The organism is Levilactobacillus andaensis, assembly GCF_016861695.1.
GTDB classification, from domain to species: Bacteria; Bacillota; Bacilli; order Lactobacillales; family Lactobacillaceae; genus Levilactobacillus; species Levilactobacillus andaensis.
In genome coordinates this window covers 232228-251636 of record NZ_BOLP01000003.1, presented here as the reverse complement: position 1 = coordinate 251636, position 19409 = coordinate 232228, and the positions used below count along the sequence as shown (strand labels likewise).

Genomic DNA, 19409 nt, shown 5'->3' with positions numbered 1-19409 from the left:
ACTATTAGCCGCTAGTTTTCCCCCAAGCTAGCGTTGTTTCTTGAGTCGTACCGAGTACGTGATGCCCATGATAATCCCGAAAATGATGCCATTGCCAATCGCCGTTTTAATATTGCTTAGTGAGGTTAGTTGACGAAAAACGTCGCTGCCATCAAAAACGCAATTTAGGGTCACAGTGATAAGGTACATGCAAACGGCAAAGTAGAGACCTTGGCCTACTGCGGATTTCAAAACGTGCCGTCGCGCAGCCGGCATATCGCTGATATCAACTTCCTTGTCGGTGAGGTGCGCGCGCCGGCTAGCCACCATGAGGTAGGGACAGATGACCACTCCGAAGAAAATGGCATTGAATAAAATAATACCTAGAAGTGCATTATCCGGTGAGTTTTTTGCCCAAAAGGCAGCAACGACCGGTGGCAACAGTAGAGCGGGGATACACATCATCAGTGCATTAGTCCCGATGCGGTTGACTTCTTGGCGCTTATATTCGTCGAAGTCCCCGGAAATATTGAAAAAGTGTTTTACAATGCGATCACGTAAATTTTCCCCGTTTTTCATATACTTAATCCTCCCAGAATAGATGATTCAGGTCCGTGTGGAGGGCCTTGGCTAACCGTAAGCATAGATCGAGCGACGGATTATATTTGTCGTTCTCGACCAAGTTGATGGTCTGGCGGGCAACGGCCACTTGTTTGGCAAGCTGATACTGGGTCAAGCCGGCAGCTTTCCGAAAGTCTTTGACGCGGTTCACGCAGGTCACCTCCCTTTGAAATGTTAGATATATATGACATTTTTAGTATAGGAGCGGGCTGACGAAATGTCAACTATATATGACTTTTGGCAAATTAAAAGCCGCGCTCTGTGCTAGCTGGCTACAGAACGCGGTTAGATTAGAATTTTTCGCTGTCCGGGCCGGTGCTGAAGATGTGACCGTTCGATTTCCAGGCCAAGTGAACGCTGGTGGACTGGTTGATGGCATGGGTCAGTTGCTCATCAAGGGTGGCTGCCAGCGGCTGGTCTGAATCGACCGAATAGTAGAGGGCGAAGGTTGTGGCTAAAGCCGTGCGAACCTGGTCTGGACCGAAGATGTCGGTTAGTTGTTTTGTCACAGGTTTCAATTGGCCAAACGCCACGGCATACGGGAGTAAGGGGTCCCACAAAGGTAGGTCACCAAGCTGGGTGGCGGTGAGGTGACCGCTAGCCTTGAATAATTGTTGGCAAGCACGGGCGGTGGTCACGATTTGCTGGCCCGCTGCCGTGTTGAGATCCATGCGATGGTGCGTGAGCAGGTAACCCCAGATGAGCAGGAGGAGCACGCCGCTTGCCACAGCAGTCTTGATGAGTAGCGGGAAGCTGATAGCCCAGGAGAAGCTGAGCCAGCCAAGAATTAAACCGGTCAGGCCAAGGGTAAACGTCCATAGATGTTGCTGATATGCGGTGTTATGGGGGTCTTGGTAGTGGCTGGCGGCCGCATTGACTTGCAGTTGCCAGTCACGGAACCAGTGACTCACAAGGCCTTGTTTATCGGTCGTCGCAAACGTCACGAGCTCGGCCAAGGTGAAACTATTACTGCTGCCTAAGTGGTCGAAGCATTGCTGGAGAAAGTGGTTGGCAACCGGACTAGTTTTAGTAAAACGAATCGTTTCTTGCTCCAAAGTCATGGTGAGATCTTGGCGAGTGACGGCGGCGATGATGTCACCGGTCAGGGCGTCAGGATCTGGCCAATGCCGGTCAACGAGAACTTGGGCTAGGGCTGGTGAGACGGGAGGAATATCGAAGGTATGTGCGAGCGGAGCCTGTGGGGAAGGCCGCTTGGTCGGTTGGCGACTAAGCCACCAGCCGGCAGTGAGAGAGCTGGCGGCAATCAGGGCCACTAGCCCCCAATAGCCGATAAATTCGCGAGTATGATGTGACCAATGGGGAGTCGCAATTGTGGTGACAACGGGGGTCGGTAGCTGGGTACTGACAGCATGCGCAACTGGGGGATTGAGGAATAGGCCCAAGCCAAGAATGGCCAGGCCACCAATGAATAGCCACCAATTTTTTCTAGTTCTCATCCGTATTGCCTCGCTTCTTGATAACCTGATAGTCGTCATATTTGCTACCATTTTAGGACTGGATGTAGGTTAGCTGATCAAAAGTTACTTGGGGCGGTGGGGTTTGTTTTCTTAAGTAACAGCAATTGCTGGGAAATGAAGTAAGCGGATAAACGAAAAGCGTGTTCCCATTGATGAGGTGGGGACGCGCTTTTGATAGTTGGGGCAATCAATTTTCGGCAATGCCAAATACACAATTGTCGTAGAGCCACTGTTTCAAACTGGCATCGCGACCGGAACGATAGTATTTTTGCAGCTGCGAGCGATACCAGTGCATCTTGTTTTCGGGGATGGCTAGAAGGCCGGCACCAGCCTGAATCATGAGAGCGTTGGCCGCGACGATGGCGGTCCGCTTGTTGCCGTCCATAAAGAGTTGCCAACGCGAGAGGTAGAGATTCAAGTTGAGTGCTTTTTCGGTCGTGGTTGTGGAGCCAGTCAGGATGTTGGTGAGTTCCCGTGGCGTGCGTTGGGGGTCAGGGAGCGGGGGTAGCCAGACGTCATTGGTTAAGGCGACCGTGACATCGTTGGTCCGAAGCTGGCCAGAGCTGGGGCGGCTATTATTAATGTCCTGGTTGAGAACGAAAATATCTGGGTAAATTAGTGGCAATTTTTGAGCTAGGATGGACTGAAAGGCGTGGTTCAAACTGATAATGGTGGCGATATCTCTGGGCGTAGCGGCAGGCGCTGGCTCATTATTTAGAATACAGATCGTATCCGTTAGCGAGGTCGACAGGTTTTCGAATTTACCGGTTGTATAAATCAACTGGGCTAAATTTTGCTGGATTAAGTTTTGTTCGGTGATAGTGGTCAGTTGAAACTTATCTGGAAAAGACAATTAGTTGCACATTCTTTCTGTAGGGTACTAATGATGGCGGGCCATAAAAAAGGTCAGCGAAAAAACTGGGGGGTCAGGAGTGTTTGCCACGTGATGATACCTGAGAGTGCTAGTATACGGCACAAGGACAGTGAGGAGTGGGGAATATGAAGAAAATTCGAGCTTTAATGAAATTTGACCTGGAAATGTTACTGGATAATCGGCTGGCGTTCGTTTACGCCGTGATTTTTCCGCTACTTTTCTTTGCGATGTCTAACTGGAAAAATGTCATGGCCCAGCAGACCTATGATGCCGAGAAGCTGATTATCCTGTTAACGCCATATTTGTCGTACGTGGTGATGTCTAATACGTTAAACAATGTCGTCTTGATGGTCTACGGTCGGCGGGAAGACGGCTTCTTGAAAATGTATTACTTTATCGTTGAGCGGCGCAGCTACCTGTTACTAGCTCCGGAAATTCTGTACTACTTTATCTCGCTGATCGAGTGTCTGGGCTTCACGTTACTGGCGATGATTGCCTTTCATAACCTGTCACCGATGCTGTTGTTGCAGGTGCTCCTGATTATCACCGTCATCTATTTTCCAACCTGCGGCATCCTGAGCCTACTGGTCTTGTTGCCAATCAAGCCGCCTTCGATGACGGCACTTTCCGGGGGCGTGCTCCTACTTGCGGTCCTGACGTACAGCTACACCACGACGTTTTTGCCACTGCGGGTGCTGACGATGTTTAACCCAACCATTCTGACCAGCGACCTGATCAACAGCATGTTAACGCAATCGGTAGCCGGTTGGGGATGGGTTCTGGGTGTCGGTCTGATGGATTGTGCGATTGGCTATCTGTGTATGACTCACCTGCCGATTATTTCTAAAAGTCAACGCGTTTAGGGGGCGGAAAAATGATCAAAGTGGAACATTTGAGCTTCACCTATGCATCGAAAAAGGCGATTTATAACGACCTTAATTTCACCACGGTCGACGGCAGATTGAACTGTATCATTGGTAAAAATGGCGTCGGCAAATCTACAATTTTTGACATGTTAGCGGGGCTGGTCAAACCGCAGAGTGGTACGGTCAGTCCGTTGCTAGCTAGTTCTGAAATCATCTACCAAATGCAAGGGGTCCCCATGTTGATGACGGCAACGGGCCAAAATGTGCTAGACATTTTTCGCGACCTGAATCCCGGTGCCCAACGGACGGATGATTTTTTGACGACGATTTACCAGGAAAATGTGGTGAACCTGTTAGCTGAGAAATTTCGCGACATGTCCGGCGGTGAACGGCGGCTACTGATTATTTATGCCATGTGTACCCTGAAACGGTCGTTGTATTTGTTTGATGAACCCACGAGCGGCTTGGACCCCGTCAGCGCACGGAAAATTCTGAACCTGTTGAGCGACCTGGCGACCTGCAGTCAGGTCATCTTCACGAGTCACAATTTATTTGAGCTGAAAAATATGCCTTGCCACGTGATTTTTATTGCGAATAAGAAGTGCATTTTCCAAGGCAACTATGAGAATTTGATGCAGCGCTACGCGGAGGATGACCCCGTGCAGACATTTATTGATGCGCTGAAGCAGGATCAATTCGTGAGTTGAGTTGTGGGTAAAGAAAAGCTCAGTAGGCATTGATGCGTGGTTGATCAATGCTTGCTGAGCTTTTTGTGGTTAAATCAGTTCAATTTGATGATGTTGTAAGATATCTTGATTGCGAATAGGTTCGTTTTGACCGCCACGCTGGCGAGCAAGTGTCCATGGCGTTTGATCACGATGGGTTGGATTTTGCTCGTCCTCCCAAGCAGTGTCAAAACGAGATGCGTATTTTTCAATACCAGCTAGCAGTAACTCTTTTGTATCGCTAGGCAACGTGCCGGTCATGAGTTTTAGTTCTAAATTGCTGTTTTGTTGTAGCCGGTTATGATGGTATTTTTGAAGATGATAGACGGCTCGCTCAACGGGACCTTTATCGAAGGCAACAAAGTTAGCTTCAAAGAGGGGAGCCTGATGGGTGACCAAATAATCGGCGTAAATGTAGTAGAGCGTTTTTTTGGAGGCCAAAGGCGGTCAGATTGGCGTGATTCAGAAGAAAGGCAGCCACATCGACGGCCTTCAGCGACAATAGTTTGTTTAATGTGGGAAGAAATTTCTGCCAATCAGAATACACTGTTACGTTGGCAAAATAAGGGTCCATTTTGGCGACAGATTCGAAGCTCGGGTCACTAGTCTTGAGAATATGCGGACTGTAAGTGGCTGGGTGGGGCGATTGGGCCTGGATAGCGGTCTGTTGATGGATAACTGCAGTGTTATCTTGACTCGCAAAGTGATAGGCGATGGCTACGTTATCGAATTTCGCTAGTAGGATTAGGTGTGTGTACATGGCAATCCCCCTTCCATCTTAAGAAAGAAATTCAGTTCTGTTAGCTCAGCATAACACGGCAGGTCATAGCCCCCAAGATAAATCGTTTTGCCCCTAAAGTGAACGACCAAGTAAACAGGATATACGTTATTTTAGATGACCGATTTCACTGAAATAGGGGGTTAACTTTGGCATTATTTTTGGCTGAAATGATATACTAAAGGCGGTCAACTATCTGGAGTGGGGATGAAAAAATGAGCTATCAGAGACAACAGGTTCACGTGGCGATTCTTGATGCGTTAAGTAGTGTTGGTGGAATTGCGTCACGGGACAAGATCAAGTCGATTATTGCTGAAGACGGAACCAGTGGGATTAGTTACGAAGACGTGTATAATCCGGTGACATCGCGATCGGGGAATGAATATGTGCCATTCAATTTTGATTTCAACTTCGGTATTCGTGAGTTGACCGTGCTGGGATACATAGAACAGCCGAAACGCGGGGCGGATATTGTTCTGACTGAAAAAGGACGGACCGCAGATTATGCGCATGTACCGAATGAAGCAGAACAGATTATTATTGATCAGTACTGGCATGACCACTCCAAGGTGAATAAGGCCAAACAAACGGCGACGGAACAGGTAAAAACAGCATCTAAGCAGCCAGTAGAGACGGTAGAAAGTGGAATCGTTGATGACGATGATAGCGAGGATGAATGGCGGACGCTGTTGTTGACCCAGCTAAAACAGTTTTCCCCGAAGAAATTTGAAAGCTTTGCCCGGTTACTGATTTCTAAGATGGGGGTCAGAATTGATTCTAAGATGGGAAAAGTGATGTCCGGTGACCATGGCATCGACGGCTTTGGCTACTTTGAGTCGGATGATTTCAGAACCTCACGCGTTGCGATTCAGGCTAAACGATATACAGATGGCGCGGTGCCTGAACCGGAGATTGATAAGTTCAAGGGCGCCATGGATGGCTTTAGTGCCGAGTATGGCATCTTTATCACGACTACTCATTTCACGCCCAAAGCCAAGCAAAAGGCCGTTAAAGGCAATCGGTCGGTGACGTTAATCGATGGTCGGCGCATCACGGATTTGGTTCAGCAGTATCAGTTACATATTGAGCCCGTACAAACGTACCGGTTGGATGATTACTACTACGAAGAAGACTAGCAAAAAGGGAATGAGTCGTAACACCACGATATGTGGCGACGGTCCATTCCCTTTTTAATTTGCATTCATTTAGTATGAATATTTATTCATTCTTAACAGGCTCAGCATCGACTTTCTCTGCCGGCTTCTTTTCCGGGAAGAAATGGAACATGACCTGATTGAACAGGTCCGACGCGTAACCAATCACGAATATTCCGAGTAGCATTGATGCGTAGAGCTGGAAAACGAAGAGTGACCAGCTGTGAATGGAAATGTTGGTGATGATCAGCATGGTCGTTCCCCAGGCAATCAGCCAGGCCGGAACGATGGTGAATTTCATAATCGTTCCTTGAAGGAAGAGGACGACGAAGGTCAGCAAGCCAAACATAATCGAGCTGGCCCAGAGTCCGCTGAAAGCGGGAATCTGTAGCAGGCGAAAGGCAATCAGTCCCCAGACGATACCGAGGGCGAAGCTGACCAGAATATTCCAGAGTTTATCCTTGGGGAAGCCGGCGCCGAAGAAGTAGGAGACGGCCACGAAGGCTGCGGACCCCATCCAGAGGGAGAAGCCACTCATAATCAAACTGTAGACTAGGGTGAACAGCCCCACCCCAATTGCATCGAACCAGACTTTTTTACTAATTTTCATGATACGGCCCCTTTATTATTTAAGCGTTTACATAACTATCGTATTCCATAGTTTAAATGATTTCGGTAAACCGCGCAAGGGCTTTAGGTAAAACGTTGTAACAAAATTTGAAATATAGGCCAAATGTGGCGTATTTGTTCTTTGATTATCGGATCTTAGGGCAGAAAAAAAGGAGCTGACAAGCAGCTCCGCAAGCTCTCACTTGCGGTAGAGAATCACCAATTTAGCTATACTATACAGGATATCCACAAGGAATAATAGCATTTTCATTTCACTGGGTAATCGGTTCTACACAACGACTAAACAGCGTTACGATACCCGGCGAGCTAATCGTTTTGACCATGCATTAGTACAGATCGTAATGTGTTGATTTCCCCACGTTAACCCGGTATAGTGAGCGATAACTAAGAAAGACACTAGGGGTGCCCTATGGCTGAGATGGATGCGTCCAATCCCTTGGAACCTGTGAGTTAGTACTCGCGTAGGGAAGTGGCCGTTCCGCTGAAATTGGCGACGTCTCTGCTCTGCGTAGGGACGTCTTTTTTGGAAATTGAAGCGGGGAGCGAAAGTTATGTCTAAGAAGATTTATCCGATGACGTTGACGGCCATGTTGGTCGCGTTGGCGGTTATTGGGGGGAGTTTGTTTTCATTTAACATCGGGGTGGCCAAGGTGGCGCCCGTCCAACACATGATCAATCTGATCTCAGGGGCCTTAGTGGGGCCGTGGTGGGCGTTGGCCCAAGCCTTTCTGACCTCATTGATTCGTAATATCATGGGAACCGGGACGGTCTTGGCCTTTCCTGGTAGCATGATCGGTGCGTTTCTGAGTGGTTGGTTATTCAGATTGACCGGAAAATTATTGGCCGCCGTCTGCGGTGAATTGATCGGTTCAGGAATCATCGGTGCCTTCGTGGCCTACCCAGTGGCCGCTTGGCTAATAGGTACGACCGGCGCAGTCTGGCTATTCCTACCAAGTTTCTTCATGAGTGCTTTGGTCGGCGTCATCATCGGTTATGCGATACTCAAGAGCGTGTGGTCGCGGTTGGTTGCGCCACAGTTAGATAAATTACAGGGAAAATAACAACTTAAATCCTAAGCAGCGGACTAGCCGGAATGGCGGGTCCGCTGCTTTTTTGACGTGTTATGGACTGTAAATGCTGGCTGATTGTACAATCGGACTACGCTATTTGATAGTAGTTGAAGGCTATGATAGACTTTCAAAACTTGTTGCAATATGCCGTTCTTAGTCTAATCAGTTGTCGTGGCGGAATCCCTGGCAGCCGTAGTGCGGAAGTCCTCAACTACATTGGGTTTAAGACAAGACAAAAAAGGTGCCAGCAGAAATCCTGCGGCACCTAAATCGAATTCAACTTAGAAACTGTCCCGCACAATCAGGTCGGTCGGAATCAACTTGACCTGGGGTTCGGGTTCGTTGTCGTACTTGGTCTCCAACTTTTCCTTCAGGAGATCCATGGCGGCACAGCCGATGGCAAAGGAATCTTGCCGCACACAACTGATACCGGGATTCATCAGCTGCATCCACTCGAACTCTTCGTAGGTCGCCACGCCAAAGTCCTCGGCGTAGTTATAATTGAGCCGTTGAGCCGACTTCAACAGTTGGAGCAACGTCCGGGAGTTCATGGTGAAGAAGCCAATTTTCTTGTCGCCCTTATTTGCTAGGATGTTTTCCAGCGTTTGGTCGAAGTCGCTACTCTTGTTGAGCGATGTGTTGTAGGGCACCGTGATCAGGTGGTCATCGTTCAAATAGTTCGTGGCGAGCTTGAAGCCGGCATAGCGATTCAGCCGGGTGCTCACGCCATCGAGCGGCCAGCTCACGAAGTAGAGGTCGTCGTAACCCTTGGCGACCATCTTCTTGACCATGGTGTCGACGGAATTCATGTTGTCGGTCACGATGGTATCGACCATGTTGCGCCGCGCTTGCCGGTCGACGATGACCGTGTAGGTGTTGGACAACTGGTTGTAAATGCTACTGTCGGGGTTGACCGGGTCAATGATCAAACCGGCAACTTCCTCTTCGCGTAGGCGATTGATATTTTCAACCTCCCGGCGCTCGTCGTTATTCGAGTTGGTAAAGACCATCTTATAGCCGTACTTTTCGCAGCGTTCGGACAGACCGGAAATAACCGGTGAGGTGAACGGGTTGGTGATGTCGGCGACCGAGATGCCAATCGTTTTGTTTTCGTTTTTCGCGAGGTTCCGCGCTGTGGTACTGGGGTGGTAATCCGTTTTATTAATGATGCCGGCCAGTTTGTCGCGGGTTGCGACGGACATTTTCGCGTAGTTTCCGTTTAGAAAGTTCGAAACGGTAGCTGTGGAGACCTCTCCAAGCTTCGCAATGTCTTTAATGGTAAATTTTTCCAAAATGAGCCTCCACTGAGTTCCGTTAGTCTTGATCGCGGGGACGGAGCACCCACGATTGAAATTATCGTCTGTTGATTAACATATCATCATTTTAGCATGCTTGGCGGTTTGAAACCGTTGTCAGCATGCAATTTTTATACTATTTTTTTGTAGGTTATGTTGTTAACTAATTCTACCACTAGGTTAACTTTAAATACTACCGCAATGGCCGTCATTAAAGAGAAATTGTGAAATTTAGTTATGTACGGATGAACCGCTTTCTTATTGCGACGGGGTTGGTAACCATTTTCGGCGTCAGTCATGTTGTGAAATGGTAAAAGATTCACATTCATTCGCGAGAAGTGATTGACAAACTTGCGAGATAGCTATAGAATTCATTTGTAAGGTAGTTAAGCGCTTAACCACGTTTAAGATTACCACTAATTCATCACGGTAGCCATATTTTTTTACAAAAGGTTGAAACCGCTTGCTTCTAGTGACGTTAAAGCTACTGGCTTAGCGGCAATCGTTCTTCCTTTAAAAAGAAGATGGCCGACAACAACGATTTTTGTTAACCGTATTACTAGCGTGCAATTTAAATTATGGTTAGGCAGTTCAATTAAAAAATATTTCTAAGGAGAATACACCATGAGTAAAGCAAAAGTTCTAGTTACCGGAATCATCCCTGAAGAAGGTTTGACTGATTTACGTGCAGCCTTTGACGTCACTTACGACCCCGAAAAGGAAACCCGCGAATGGATCTTAAACAACTTAGCCGACTTTGATGGCTTGCTGTTAATGGGAACGAAGGCCGACCGCGAATTGATTGATGCCGGTAAGAACCTGAAGATCATCACGACTAACGGTGTTGGGTTTGACCACGTTGACATCGCCTACGCTAAGGAAAAGGGCATCGTCGTTTCTAACTGCCCAATGGGCGTCCGGGTTCCAACCGCTGAAATGACCTTTGCTTTACTCTTGGCAACGGTTCGTCGTTTGTTCTTCTACGACAAGGTTGTTCGTGAAGGCAACTGGATGGACGTTTCCGAAAAGAAGTACATGGGCATGAGCCTTCAAGGCAAGACCCTTGGGATCTACGGCATGGGTCGTATCGGTTCCGAAGTTGGTCGTTTCTGCCAAGCCTTGGGCATGAAGGTTATCTACAATGACGTTCGTCAACTCGACAGCGACTTGGAAAAGAAGCTGGATGTTAAATACGTTGATTTCGACACGTTAGTTAAGACGGCCGATGTGATCACGTTACACGCCCCAGCCTTACCATCTACGGTTGGTATTTTCAACGCCGATGTCTTCGGCAAGATGAAGAACACCGCTTACTTGATCAACGCCGCTCGTGGTGTCTTGGTTAAGGAAGCTGACCTGGTTGACGCTTTGAAGAACGGCGAAATTGCCGGTGCCGGCTTAGACGTCTTCGAAAACGAACCAAACGTTTCCGCCGACTTACGGGCCTTAGACAACGTCATCATGTCCCCACATGCTGGGACTGGGACTTTAGAAGCACGGATTGCTATCGCGCAAGAAGCTTCCAAGAACTTAATTTCATTCATCAACGACGGTAAAGCACTTAACCACGTAAACGCTTAGTCTTCGTGTAAAGGGATTGGGGGAGCTAAGCTTCGCCAATCCCTTTTGTCATTTCTAACCTTGCCTCTCGGTTTTCGTCTTCGGCGGTCAGGGACTCCACTCGGTGGAGCAGACCTGAAGCCTCGAAGAACATGAGTCTTCAGGGCGACTTTGAGCCTCAAAGGTCAAGTCTCAAAGCTCGGCCCGTGTTCTAAGGCCGGCAAGTACGGCCGACCTAAGAACACCGGCACGGGGTTACGTCCCTGACCGCCTTCGACTGAGGTGGCGTTGGAAATGAAAAGGGCTGCTGTGCTTCACTTCCCAACGGGGTTCAACTCCCCGGGCTACAACGAGTCTATGGTAGAAAATGATCACCGGCGATGTTGTTGGCTTTCCGCTAAATTCAGTTGGCCAGGCAGTCAACGTCCATTGTGGCAACGCACTACCTAAGCCGTAGGAGGCCAGGGATGTAGCCAGCTGTGTCGATGGTGTTAGCTGATGTTTCTCAATCAGCTTACAGCATGGGACGAGCTTTTAGACGCGGGTTCTTCGCGGCTTAAAGTCGAGCTGGAAACCCGGGTCTGAGGGTTGGAAGCGACCCCACAGCAGGCGGAATCCCTGGCAGCCGGAGTGCGACCAGCTAACGCTTAACGCGCGCCACCCACAATTGACATTTAAAATTAGAAACCGTAAGATAATACTCGACTATTGTTAACCGGTTAACTACAAGAAAAAACACAAATGGAGGAACAACTGTGAAATTCGATAAGATTTTTAAAGATGACTTAGATCACTGTTACGCAATCATGCGGCTACAACACGACGATAAAGACTATATCGTTGTGGCTTCCGAAGAGAAGAAGCCTTGCTACGCGTACGATTTGAACAACGACTTTGCCCGGACGACCGTTTGGCCTGACGTTGGGGGAACCATGACCATGGTCCAAATCCCTGGGACGTTGAACTTCTTAGCCACTCAACGGTTCTACCCTGGCTTCAACTCTGCCGCTTGCCGGATCGTTAAGGAAACCTTTAACGGGACCGACTGGGACCAAACCATCGTGGGCGATTTCCCTTACGTTCACCGGTTTGACATCCTCCCTAAGTACGACGGTTCCGGCTACTGGTACGTGGGCTGCTCCATCGCCAACTCCAAGAAGGACACGGACGACTGGACTGATCCCGGTAAAGTTTGGGTCGGCGAATACAACGACGCTACCGAAACGGTCGATGACCTGCACGCCCTCGATTTCCGTTTGACCAAGAACCACGGCTACAAGCGCATGGACGGCTACTCCTTGATCACCGGTGTCCAAGGTATCTTCAAGCTCGTGCCACCAACCGCTGACACCGACTGGCAGTTAACGCAATTATCCGACGTTGAAACGTCCGACATCTTCAGTGCCGACATCAATCAGGATGGCGAAGAAGAATACCTGACCATCGAAGGCTTCCACGGCCCTTATCTTCGCGTTTCCGACCACAACTTCAACACGATTTCCCGCAGTGAAGCGGACACGCCATTTGGCCACGCTATCTGGGGTGGTAAGTTGGGCGACCGCGATTACTTCATCTTCGGCTGGCGTGCTGGCAAACAAAACCTTGAATTGATCACGAGCGACAAATTAGACGCCCAATTGATCGACGAAAAGATGGGGCCAAGCAACGTCACGGTCTACAATAAGAACGGTCAAACCTACCTGCTGTCTGCCAACCGTGAAGCCAACCAGGTCGCAGTGTACGCAATTAACCTATAAATAAGGAGTGTGGCTGAACATGGCAAGCTACTTTTTAACGATCGATAACGGTGGCACCAACACCAAAGTGGCCATCTTTAACGACCAGGGGGCCCAATTAGCGGTCTCCGCTTTTCCCACGAAGAACCGCGAACGCAAGACGGGATTCCACGAAACGAACCTCGGCGAGCTGTGGCAGGCTCTGGGAGCGGCGGCGCACGATGCGCTGGCCAAGGCCCATTTAACGGGTGACCAAATTAGCGGAATTTCGACGGTCGGCCATGGGAAGGGACTCTATGTCCTCGACCACGACCAGCAGATCTTCATGGATGGCATCTTATCGGCCGACAGCCGTGCCGAGAAACTCGCAACGACCTTTGAAAGTAGCGTTAGCGATATTTTTGCCATCAGCCACCAACACGTGATGCCTAGCCAAGCCCCGGTTATTTTACGGTGGCTCAAGGATCACGAACCAGAAAACTACGCTGAGATTGGCGCCGTGTTGTCCAACAAGGACTTCATTCGTTTTCTGATCACGGGCGACGTTTACCAAGAAATTGGCGACGCGTCCGGCAATAACTTTGTCAATTTAGATACTGAAACTTACGACCAACGACTCTTCGACTTCTTCGGTATTCCGGAGATGTTCGATAAGATGCCAAAATTGGTCCACGCCACGGATCAGTGTGGAGTCGTCTCACCGGCAGCTGAAAAGATGACGGGTATCAAGGCCGGCACGCCCGTATTTGGCGGCATGTTCGACATCGATGCCTGTGCCATCGCGACCGGCGTCTTGGACAACGATAAATTCAGTCTGATTGCCGGGACCTGGAACATGAACATCTTCCCGAACGATACCATGGCGCCAGAAGACAGCGGCTTGATGAACTCGATCTTCCCGACCGGCAAGAAGCTGATCGAAGCCTCGAGTCCGACTTCCGCCGGGAACCTGGCCATCATTATCAAGATGTTAATGACCGCCGAGACCCGCGACGCCAAGGCACAAGGCAAGTCAATTTATGACGACCTCGAAGTGTTCCTCCAGAACACGGACGCTACCTTTGCCAAGCTGATCTATTTCCCATTCTTATATGGAAGCAACACCGACCCCGAAGCGACCGGGTCCTTTATCGGTCTGCGCAGTAACACCACGAAATCCGAAATGGTGCGTGCGGTCTACGAGGGCATTGCCTTTGCCCACCGCTACCACGTGCAGTCCCTGCTGAAGGTGCTGGGTCACCAGCCACAGGTCGTCCGGATGTCCGGTGGGGGCACGAACTCCCCCAGCTGGGTCCAAATGTTTGCGGATATCCTGAACCTGCCAATCGAGTTGGTCGAATCCAACGAACTCGGTGGACTGGGTGGCGCCATCACCTCGGCTGTCGGCAGTGGTCAGTATGCGACCTTGGAAGAAGCCGCGGCGAAGATGTCGCGCGTCAAGGCTCGTTACGAACCGCGCGCTGACCAAGTGAAAATTTACGATCAGAAGTATGCCGCTTACGTCTCATTATTGACGGCGTTGGACGGTAGTTGGAGCAGTCTCAAGGCATTTCAAGAAGGAGCAGAACAGTGACAGTTAACGCATTAGGCATTTACGAAAAAGCATTACCCCAAGATTTAACTTGGAAAGAAAAGTTTAACCTAGTTCATGAATTAGGCTTTAACTTTTTGGAATTCTCTATCGATGAAAGTGACGAACGGTTAGCCCGGCTGGACTGGACGCGTGACCAACGCGCCGACTTCAGAAACGCCATGTGGGAAACGAATAGCCGCATCAATACGTTGATGTTGTCCGGCCATCGCCGCTACCCATTAGGCTCCGCTGACCCCGCTATCCGCGCCAAGTCACTGGAAGTCATGCAAAAGGCCATCGACCTCGCCGTTGACCTGGGCATCAAGAATATCCAGTTGGCCGGTTATGACGTTTACTACGAAAAGAAGACGGTCGAAAGCCGCGAATACTTCGTGGAAAACCTGCGCAAGTGTGTCGAAATGGCCGCTAAGAAGCTGGTTACGCTATCCATTGAAACGATGGACGACCCATTCATCAACTCTCTGACCAAAATCGCCCATTACAAGACCATGATCAAGAGTCCCTTCTTACAGGGTTACCCTGACCTGGGGAACATCAGCGCTTGGCCAGAAAACAACGTTGCCGAAGACCTGGAGAACAACTTAGAAGACGTTGCGGCCGTCCATCTGAAGGACACGTTAGCCGTTACGCCAACGTTCAAGGGCCAGTTCAAGGAAGTCCCATTCGGCGAAGGCTGTGTGGACTTCGAGGGCTGCCTGCGGATGTTAGCGCGGCTTGACTACTCCGGGAGCTACACCGTTGAAATGTGGACGGGCACAACGGCCGATCCCGTTGGTGAGATCAAGAAGGCTAAGCAGTTCTTCGACGACCTCTTTGCCAAAGTTGGTATTGAACAAGAAGCTATCGCCGACTAGTTTCGCAGAAAAATAATGGGGTCAGTGTGTCTACGTTAACCGGTACACATGGCTGAAAATTGCCGCATACACCAAAATATCACTTAAAAATAAGGAGCGAACAAACTATGCTTGAAAAACTCAAACAAGAAGTCTACGACGCTAACATGCGTTTACCACAACTAGGTCTGGTCTCATTTACTTGGGGGAATGTCTCCGGTATCGACCGTGAAAAGGGTCTGTACGTCATCAAGCCTTCTGGTGTCGACTACAACGACTTGAAGCCAGAAGACATGGTCGTTGTGAACGTGAAGGACGGCAAGGTCGTCGAAGGGAACATGAACCCTTCAAGTGACACGCCAACCCACACGTACCTGTACAACCACTTCCCAAACATCGGCGGAATCGTGCACACCCACTCACCTTGGGCCGTTTCCTTTGCCGCTGCTAAAATGGACATTCCAGCCATGAACACCACGCACGCCGACACTTTCTATGGGGATGTGCCTGCCGCAGATGCTTTGACCAAAGAGGAAATCGAAGAAGATTACGAAGGCAACACGGGGAAGACGATCGTCAAGACGTTCAACGAACGCGGTATCGACTACGAAGCCGTTCCCGCTGCCTTGGTTAGCCAACACGGTCCTTTTGCTTGGGGCCCAACTCCTGACAAGGCCGTTTACAACGCCAAGGTGCTCGAAGTGGTCGCCGAAGAAGACTACCACACGGCACAATTGACGCGGGCCAACCGCGAATTGCCCCAATACTTGCTGGACAAGCACTACCTCCGCAAGCACGGCGCCAACGCCTACTACGGCCAAAACAATGCCAAGTCTAAGGACCACGCGGCTCGCGAGTAAGCTTTAAAATGATTTTCTGAGGGATCAACCTAGCGATGGGTTGGTCCTTTTTCTATCTTGTATAAGAAGTTGGTCACACTGCGGCTGCCAGGGATTCCGCCTGCTATGGGGTCGCTTCCGCCCCTTAGGCCCGTGGCTCCAGCTCGACTTTAAGCCACGAAGACCACGTGTCTCAAAGGTCGTCCCATGCTGTAAGCTGATTGAGAAACATCAGCTAACACCATCGACACAGCTGGCTACATCCCTGGCCGCCTCCGGCTCAGATTGAGTTTTTGCCGTAATACAGGTTTAGGAATAACACTAGCTGAAGCTTTTGGATTAGGGGTGTGACAAAGATGTAGTCGGTGCCATAGTTGAGATATGACAGCACTGGGACGCTGTTACTTTAGCCAGCATAATTTGGAATGGTTGGCAGATGATGACCGTTGGCTAGATTGAATGGGGCGTTAAGAAAGCCTTGCATGAACTTAGTCTGACTGGCAGGCCCGAGAAGTGCGTAGATTATGCGTGAGCACAGGTGGTATGCCTAGCCCGATACTTTACTCATGCCATGACTGAGCGCCGTGAGTAGCCATTATAGGATAGCTAGGTGCTGCCTTCAGGACAGAATTATTGGTCATCTAGGAATAGACGCATGGAAGCAGACTAAGATGGACGATGACTGCCAGCAAGCCCAGTTGAAAAACACAACGAATACAACGGTTCTAGGTTTTAACGGGCTCAACGTCTGTCATGGTAACCCCACCATCAAAAGCCGAAGGAGGCCAGGGATGTAGCCGGCCGTGCAAATGGCGTTAGCCGGGGGCGTTTCCCGGCTTACCCCATGGGCGACTTTGGAGACCCGCGCTTTTAGCGGGGCTTCAAAGCGAGTCGGAGGACCGCCTCCCAGTCCGGAGCGTCCCCACAGCAGGCGGAATCCCTGGCAGCCGCAGGCGGACAATTTGCGCACAAACTGTTCTTTAGAACTGAACGCACCAAACGCCTGAACGCAACAAAAAAGCACCTAACAACGACCAGAAGTCATTGTCAGGTGCTTTTTAAATGGTGTGCTCGATGCAAGGGGGGAGCACTAGTAAAACCTAGTTGATAGCGATCTTAACGCAGAGCTTGTGGTTGTGACCAACCTTACCATCAACCATCCCATGAGCGGCATGTAAGTCGGATGGGTCGAAGATAGCGTAGTGCCGGGCGGTCAGGAGTGCCTTGCTGTGGAAAGCAGGGTGACCAAAGCGTTGGATTTCTTCCTCTGGGTCGTAAGGACTAACGGCGTCGGCAGTGCCTTCGTCGGCCCAACGAACCCATTCAGCACCGGTGATCATGTAGTGAATGTCGATGTGGTCACGGTGGGTTTCGTAGGTCATTTCAGCGTAATCGCGAGTGTCGTATTCTTGGAAACGAAGTTCAACGCCGTCAGCGATAACCTTAGGGCCAATTGGTTCTGCTAATAATTCTTCAGTTGAACGGGCGTCTAACCAGTCCAAAGCAGTCTGAATGCGTTTTTCAACCTTTTCGTTGCGTTGGTGACTCTTGCTTAGTCCAAATTCCATGAGTGATTTCTCCTTTAAATTTAGTTAGTATTTTTATCTGCGTCGGACTCACGTACAAAGAGTAAGGCGACCACAGCGATAATCGGGAAGACAGAGATAGTTAAGTATGATGTGACGTAACTACCGGTTGAAGCTAACAACTGGCCCAGTAGGACGGGGGCCAAGAACGAGCCAACTTGGTTAAAGACGTTGATGAACCCAGAAACGGTCCCCCGTTGGTCGGCTGGTGCGACTTCAACGGACAAGTTGTTGGTAATGGTACTGAACATGAAGGCCCCAACCCCCATGGCACCGGTCCAGAAGTACAACAGACCTAAGCTACCATGTGGTGTCAACGCGAAACCAATGATGGTTGGCGTGAAGATGGCCATGAAGATAGCGGCCCAGATGTGACGAGACAATTTAGAATGGTCGGAGATCCAACCAGCGACGACCATGGAGATAACTGATGTGATCCCGAAGATCGACATCGCAGTTCCGGCAGTCACAATGTTGAAATGCAAACTCTTAACGATGAAGAGGTTAGCCCAGTTGGTAACCCCCCATTTAGCACCCGTAGCGAACAAACCAGTGATGGCTAACATCCAAACGGAACGGTTGTTGATGGCTTGACGTAAACGAGACATTGAAGATTCTTTCTTAACTTCGCCATCGGCTTCCTTGATCCCAAATTGTTGTGGGAATGGCGGATTACCCTTCAAAGCGAAGTAGGAGAAGATCAAAGCAGCTAGTGGGAAGAAGGCCGTAACCCCTAAGGCAGCACGCCAGCCGTAACGAACCATCACAGTTGGGGCGTACAGGTTGATCACAGTCAACCCAAATGAGGTACAAGTGTTGAAGATCCCAGTAGCAGTAGCGCGCTTCTTACCATCGAACCATTCGGTGATAATCCCTAAACAAGCGGATAAGTCAGGACCACTGACCAGCCCCAAGACGAACCGGAGCGCTAACCCATCCCAGTAACCGTGCATGAAGACCATGGCAACCATGACAATCAAGTTACCGGCAACGGCGGAGAGCAATAACTTCTTGTAACCGAATTTATCGGCGAGCATCCCACCAGGTAGCACCGTGATGGCGTACCCAATGTAGAATGCGGTTAAGTATGAATTCCCTTGTTGCACGGTGAAATGCAGGGAATCGATAGCTGATGGCATGATGGTTGCCCATGACAGCCGAGTGATAAAACTAATTAAGAACGCCAGCCAAATACCGGCGAGGACCATGATCTGGCGACCGGTCCATTTTCCATGTGTCGCAGTAGTGTCCATGATGAGAAGCTCCTTATCTGCCTAATTTCAAAACGATTTTTCTAACATGTGTTGGTTGGTCGATGAGGCCGTTGGTCCGGTGGGGTTCGTGCATGCCAATCAAAACGAAGTCGCCCTTATGCAGGAGGATTTGATTGAAAGCCGTTGGCCGTTGGACGTATTGGATATCGCGCTCATCGTTGTAATCGCTAATGCCGACGTAATTCGTGTCGGGAGCAACGTCGATCCGTTCCTCGCCTTCCACGATGTAGTGTAGGTCCAGACGCTTGTTGTGAATTTCAAATTCGAAATCCTCAATGGGCTCGGTCTCGTATTCCAATGTTTGGACGTAGAATCTGTCGCCATCTTGATGGCTGCGACCCAGGGGAGTTGCCGTTAAATCAGTGTTCTTGAGGAAGGAAACGGCCTCTTGAACGCGTTCGTAGTCCTGAGCATCAAATGAATCTAAATTTACGAATAGCAATGCGTTCACTCCTTTTCAACTGTAGTTAAGCGATTAACAAAATTTGAAAATAAAAAGCAGTTCTATGATTGCTGT

19 protein-coding genes and 1 riboswitch are annotated in these 19409 nt (G+C 49.6%); of the genes, 9 read left to right on the top strand and 10 right to left on the bottom strand.

What is annotated here, in order from left to right; all coding sequences use genetic code 11:
• Positions 1–27: 27 nt before the first annotated feature.
• From JUF10_RS01915 to JUF10_RS01900, 4 genes are all read right to left on the bottom strand, one after another.
• Positions 28–558, bottom strand: a complete 531-nt coding sequence (locus tag JUF10_RS01915) for a DUF3278 domain-containing protein (protein ID WP_203640557.1) — start codon at positions 556–558, stop codon at positions 28–30.
• Between the two features lie 4 nt (positions 559–562).
• Positions 563–751: a helix-turn-helix transcriptional regulator gene (locus JUF10_RS01910; RefSeq protein ID WP_203640556.1), complete on the bottom strand. Its 189-nt coding sequence runs from the start codon at positions 749–751 to the stop codon at positions 563–565.
• 139 nt (positions 752–890) lie between these two features.
• Complete coding sequence (locus JUF10_RS01905; protein ID WP_203640555.1) at positions 891–2057, bottom strand: DUF2207 family protein; 1167 nt, start codon at positions 2055–2057, stop codon at positions 891–893.
• Positions 2058–2265: 208 nt separating this feature from the next.
• Entirely contained in the window at positions 2266–2931 is a 666-nt protein-coding gene (locus tag JUF10_RS01900) for a Fic family protein (protein WP_203640554.1), read from the bottom strand.
• Between the two features lie 146 nt (positions 2932–3077).
• Between JUF10_RS01900 and JUF10_RS01895 the strand changes: the two genes are divergently transcribed.
• Positions 3078–3815, top strand: coding sequence for a hypothetical protein (locus JUF10_RS01895; protein ID WP_203640553.1), 738 nt, complete (start codon positions 3078–3080; stop codon positions 3813–3815).
• A gap of 11 nt (positions 3816–3826) precedes the next feature.
• A complete protein-coding gene (locus JUF10_RS01890) occupies positions 3827–4525 on the top strand; it encodes an AAA family ATPase (RefSeq protein WP_203640552.1) in 699 nt (232 codons plus the stop codon).
• 69 nt (positions 4526–4594) lie between these two features.
• On the opposite strand, the gene JUF10_RS01885 is transcribed toward JUF10_RS01890, so the two are convergent.
• Complete coding sequence (locus JUF10_RS01885) at positions 4595–4984, bottom strand: Panacea domain-containing protein (protein ID WP_203640551.1); 390 nt, start codon at positions 4982–4984, stop codon at positions 4595–4597.
• Between the two features lie 552 nt (positions 4985–5536).
• On the opposite strand from JUF10_RS01885, the gene JUF10_RS01880 reads away from it, so the two are divergent.
• The gene (locus JUF10_RS01880; RefSeq protein ID WP_203640550.1) at positions 5537–6457 is read left to right on the top strand and encodes a restriction endonuclease; all 921 of its coding nucleotides are present in this window, start codon (positions 5537–5539) and stop codon (positions 6455–6457) included.
• Positions 6458–6539: 82 nt separating this feature from the next.
• On the opposite strand, the gene JUF10_RS01875 is transcribed toward JUF10_RS01880, so the two are convergent.
• Entirely contained in the window at positions 6540–7085 is a 546-nt protein-coding gene (locus JUF10_RS01875) for a DUF1097 domain-containing protein (protein ID WP_203640549.1), read from the bottom strand.
• Between the two features lie 408 nt (positions 7086–7493).
• Positions 7494–7590, top strand: a riboswitch (TPP riboswitch).
• Positions 7591–7656: 66 nt separating this feature from the next.
• On the opposite strand from JUF10_RS01875, the gene thiW reads away from it, so the two are divergent.
• A complete protein-coding gene (gene thiW / locus JUF10_RS01870) occupies positions 7657–8166 on the top strand; it encodes an energy coupling factor transporter S component ThiW (protein ID WP_203640548.1) in 510 nt (169 codons plus the stop codon).
• Between the two features lie 290 nt (positions 8167–8456).
• On the opposite strand, the gene JUF10_RS01865 is transcribed toward thiW, so the two are convergent.
• Positions 8457–9467 carry a LacI family DNA-binding transcriptional regulator gene (locus JUF10_RS01865; RefSeq protein ID WP_203640547.1) on the bottom strand — a complete coding sequence of 337 codons (1011 nt, stop codon included), beginning with the start codon at positions 9465–9467 and terminating at the stop codon, positions 8457–8459.
• Between the two features lie 627 nt (positions 9468–10094).
• Here JUF10_RS01865 and JUF10_RS01860 point away from each other — a divergent pair.
• The 5 genes from JUF10_RS01860 to JUF10_RS01840 all read left to right on the top strand — a co-directional run bounded on the left by JUF10_RS01860 (position 10095) and on the right by JUF10_RS01840 (position 16053).
• Positions 10095–11051: an NAD(P)-dependent oxidoreductase gene (locus JUF10_RS01860; protein ID WP_203640546.1), complete on the top strand. Its 957-nt coding sequence runs from the start codon at positions 10095–10097 to the stop codon at positions 11049–11051.
• 734 nt (positions 11052–11785) lie between these two features.
• Entirely contained in the window at positions 11786–12787 is a 1002-nt protein-coding gene (locus JUF10_RS01855; protein ID WP_203640545.1) for a hypothetical protein, read from the top strand.
• Between the two features lie 19 nt (positions 12788–12806).
• On the top strand, positions 12807–14339 hold the full coding sequence (locus JUF10_RS01850; RefSeq protein ID WP_203640544.1) for an FGGY-family carbohydrate kinase: 1533 nt from the start codon (positions 12807–12809) through the stop codon (positions 14337–14339).
• A complete protein-coding gene (locus JUF10_RS01845; protein WP_203640543.1) occupies positions 14336–15214 on the top strand; it encodes an L-ribulose-5-phosphate 3-epimerase in 879 nt (292 codons plus the stop codon). Before JUF10_RS01850 ends, JUF10_RS01845 begins: the two co-directional genes overlap by 4 nt.
• Positions 15215–15321: 107 nt before the next feature.
• Positions 15322–16053 carry an L-ribulose-5-phosphate 4-epimerase gene (locus JUF10_RS01840; protein WP_048733275.1) on the top strand — a complete coding sequence of 244 codons (732 nt, stop codon included), beginning with the start codon at positions 15322–15324 and terminating at the stop codon, positions 16051–16053.
• Between the two features lie 1079 nt (positions 16054–17132).
• Here the strand turns inward: JUF10_RS01840 and JUF10_RS01835 are convergent.
• The 3 genes from JUF10_RS01835 to JUF10_RS01825 are packed head-to-tail and all read right to left on the bottom strand — an operon-like array spanning position 17133 to position 19343.
• Positions 17133–17600 (bottom strand): NanQ anomerase/TabA/YiaL family protein, encoded by a 468-nt coding sequence (locus JUF10_RS01835; RefSeq protein ID WP_203640542.1) that lies wholly within the window; start codon positions 17598–17600, stop codon positions 17133–17135.
• A 20-nt stretch (positions 17601–17620) separates the two neighbouring features.
• Complete coding sequence (locus JUF10_RS01830) at positions 17621–18871, bottom strand: MFS transporter (protein WP_203640541.1); 1251 nt, start codon at positions 18869–18871, stop codon at positions 17621–17623.
• A 13-nt stretch (positions 18872–18884) separates the two neighbouring features.
• Positions 18885–19343, bottom strand: a complete 459-nt coding sequence (locus JUF10_RS01825) for a NanQ anomerase/TabA/YiaL family protein (RefSeq protein WP_236008128.1) — start codon at positions 19341–19343, stop codon at positions 18885–18887.
• Positions 19344–19409: the final 66 nt, after the last annotated feature.